2 protein-coding genes are annotated in these 3,334 nt (G+C 34.3%); both read left to right on the forward strand.

The features are described from left to right. Positions 1–186: 186 nt before the first annotated feature. Complete coding sequence (locus Q9R21_RS14750) at positions 187–1,800, forward strand: sulfatase-like hydrolase/transferase (protein ID WP_311204770.1); 1,614 nt, start codon at positions 187–189, stop codon at positions 1,798–1,800. Between the two features lie 192 nt (positions 1,801–1,992). Continuing rightward, on the forward strand, positions 1,993–3,021 hold the full coding sequence (locus tag Q9R21_RS14755) for a transposase (RefSeq protein ID WP_081399017.1): 1,029 nt from the start codon (positions 1,993–1,995) through the stop codon (positions 3,019–3,021). The last annotated feature ends 313 nt before the right edge of the window (positions 3,022–3,334 follow it).

Here is a 3,334-nt window from a genome sequence, read left to right on the forward strand (position 1 = left end):
CATGCTTATTGGGGAGTAGATTATCACTTATAGACGTGGTCTAAAATCCTAGAACCACATCAGAAGATCATACATTTAAAATTAATTTACTGCGCAATCAAATACTTCACAAATACAGATTGACAGGTCAAGAACTTCCACAGATATTAGCGTTTTTGGCGCTCTCTCCCATTGTACTTGACATTTATGACGGCAAGCTTAAAAAGTTTTAATATTCTGCTACTTATTCTGTGGCCTGCTCTCGTTACAGGTGGTTTGTTAATTGTTGCAGGAAACCTATCAGATGGTTTACGTCTAGGTTTTTTATCCCTACCAGGCGTTATTTTTACTTACTTTGCAATCACACGAAGAAATACATACTGGTATATTTTTTCTTTGTTGTGGTGGTTTATTTTTTTACTCGACTCACTGCTCAGATCAAGTACATGGTTTCTTTTTAGTAGTGATAGTGAAGCCTACTTTATTATTGAAGCGATTGCCAATACTAATCGCCAAGAAATTTGGGAATTTCTACAACTTCATTCAGTCGCAGTATCTACTGTTTTTATCAGTTTAATTATTCTCATCGCGCTGCATAGTTTTGCAGTCTTTAAATTAATTAAAGTTCAACATGTAGAGCAAATTTGGCAAAGTAAAATCTTTCGCTCATTTATCATTTTGCTTACCGTATTAAGTCTGACTAGCTATTTGATGAAACCTTCTCGCAAGGTGCATCCTCTTATTTTTTGGACAGAATATCAAACTAAGATTCAAGATTTCCGCGGGCGAGTAAAACAACATAAAAATGTACATAAGCAATGGGATTTAAGTGCTGAAAAAAACCTAGTCATGACGCGACAGGCCAAAGGTAAACAAACCCATGTCCTTGTGCTTTCTGAAAGCTTAACCAGTTTGAATCTTGGCATTTGCGGTTATCCTAGAGATACCACTCCTGAGTTGAATAAACGACTTTCAGAGATCAAAGTTTTTTGTAATGCGTTTTCGCCATCACCATCTACCATCAATGCTTTACGTGTTTTATTGACTGAAAGCCCTGCATCAGAACATAAGAAATATTCACCCGAAAGTGTATTGGCTTATGCTCGAGCAGCAGGATATAAAATTTATTGGCTAAGTAATCAAGATGATAGTTATCTATCATCATTGTTTGGTTCTTATGCGGATCAAGCTATTTATAAAAATACCCGTTCAGGTCGTAGCAGCTCATCTTTAGATGAAAATTTACTTCCCATTTACCAGCAGGCACTTGCTGATCCCGTCGAAAAGAAACTTATTATTTTACATCTGATCGGGACTCATCCTAATTACCAAGAACGCTACCCAACGACATTCAATAAATTTAATAGTAATAGTAATGATCGTGTTGAATCAGATTTAAAAGCACGAAATATCGATCCTTGGATTCTTTCCTTACGTAATGATTATGACAATGCAGTGCTATATGAAGATCATTTATTGGCAAAAATGCTGGACACTTTAAGAGCTGATCATTTACCTGATTTTAGATCTTTCACGGTAGTTTCAGATCACGGCAATGAAGTTGGACATGAACTAGATTATGCTGGTCATAGCCCAACGACCAAAGCAGGCTACCAAGTTCCTGTCATCATGTGGTCGGATAAGTTAAATTTAACAGGCGTGAATAAAGACACAAATCTCAATACTGCTGAACTGGATCAGAATTTAATGCATATCATGGGCTTGAAAGATAAATCCTCTTCCAATCATTCGTATTGGCTAGATCAAGATTATCGTTTTACACCTGAGGCAAATTGGCCCTACTGGGAAAATAAATCCTAAGAAAATTATTATCTCTCCCAGTTTGATCAATAGGTTAAGCTGGGTTTATTTTTTATCTATAAAAAATTCATAAAATTATCATCTTATTGTCATCCGTTTGATAAACTTAATTTGCACACTGACTGCTTTAATTAAATAGGACTTACGCATTGACAGATTCAAAAAAGTATTAAAATACTTTATAAAGTATCTGTGATCAGACGAATTAAACATGCTTCTACAGCAACTTGTACATTACCCATTTATATGGGCTTTCTCATGACAGAACCGAACTCTATTAGCTGCACACAACTTGCCGAGACTTATAATATCTCGCATGATAGTGTAAATCGCTTTCTAGAGCGTGAAGACTACACACCTCACGACCTATATCAAGAAGCAATTCAACATATTGATAATAATAAACTTATAGTCAGTATTGATGATACTGTTTTAGATAAACCGTATAGTCAGCATATGGACTTAGTTAGCTATTTTTGGTCAGGCAAACACCACCGATCCGTCAAAGGTATTAATCTCATTACCTTGTATGCGACAGATCAAAATGGTCAAAATATTCCAATTAATTTCCGAATTTATGACAAATCTGAAAGTAAAACCAAGAATGATTACTTTATGGATATGTTAAGTGAAGTACTCAGTTGGGGTGCAAAGATTCAATTTATTACAGGTGATAGTTGGTATTCATCGACTGAAAATCTAAAAACCATAAGAAAATATGGTATTCGATTTATGTTTGGTGTCGACAGTAACCGTAAGGTTTCCCCAGAAAAAGGACAATGGTTTCAACTGCGTTTATTGCCAGATTTCCATCAGGGTCAAGTGGTCTGGCTCAAAGATTTTGGCTTTGTACAATTATTTAAGACTCAGTTAAAAGAACAGCAGAGGTTTTATATTGTGCATCAAGATGAAGATGATTTATTGTCCTTTGAGGGTTTTCATGAATTACATTCAAGTCATTGGAAAATAGAACAATATCACCGAGTGATTAAACAGGTTTGTCATATTGAAAAGTTTCAAGTAAGACGGTCTAAACTGATTTTGAATCATATTTTTTCAGCCTTAATGGCCTACGTTGAGATACAAAAGAACCAGTTTGAGGGGATCTTTGAAAATGTATATCATTGGCAGAAGAAATTATTTAGACCAATGATCAAAAACTTCATTGATGACTTTATTCTCGATAAAAATCATCTGCTACCACAGAGAGTCTATAAATAACAGTGCGTAAGTCCTAATTTAGATATTTCTACCTGTAGAAAAGAAAATTATAAAACCTTCAAAAAGCGTGTCACAATCAAAAAGCGTGTCACAATCAATAATAAAATAAATAAAATACAATGATTTAAGTAAATTTTCTGTTTGACATGCTACTTGACATACCTTTGACATGCTTTTTTTCATGTCAGTTAAAGCGAATCCAGTAAAAAAAAAGCGTGTCACAATAGCGTGTCACAATTAGTTATAAACGTAAGTATATGATATATATTTATTTTTTTATATTATTAAAAATATTACTGACATGCTTTTTTAC

This window comes from Acinetobacter sp. RG5, assembly GCF_031844265.1.
In the GTDB taxonomy this organism is placed as follows: Bacteria; Pseudomonadota; Gammaproteobacteria; order Pseudomonadales; family Moraxellaceae; genus Acinetobacter.

Excerpts from the sequence above, each read along its gene's own strand:
- Q9R21_RS14750 (WP_311204770.1), top strand. The coding sequence starts at position 187 with ATGACGGCAAGCTTAAAAAGTTTTAATATTCTGCTACTTATTCTGTGG.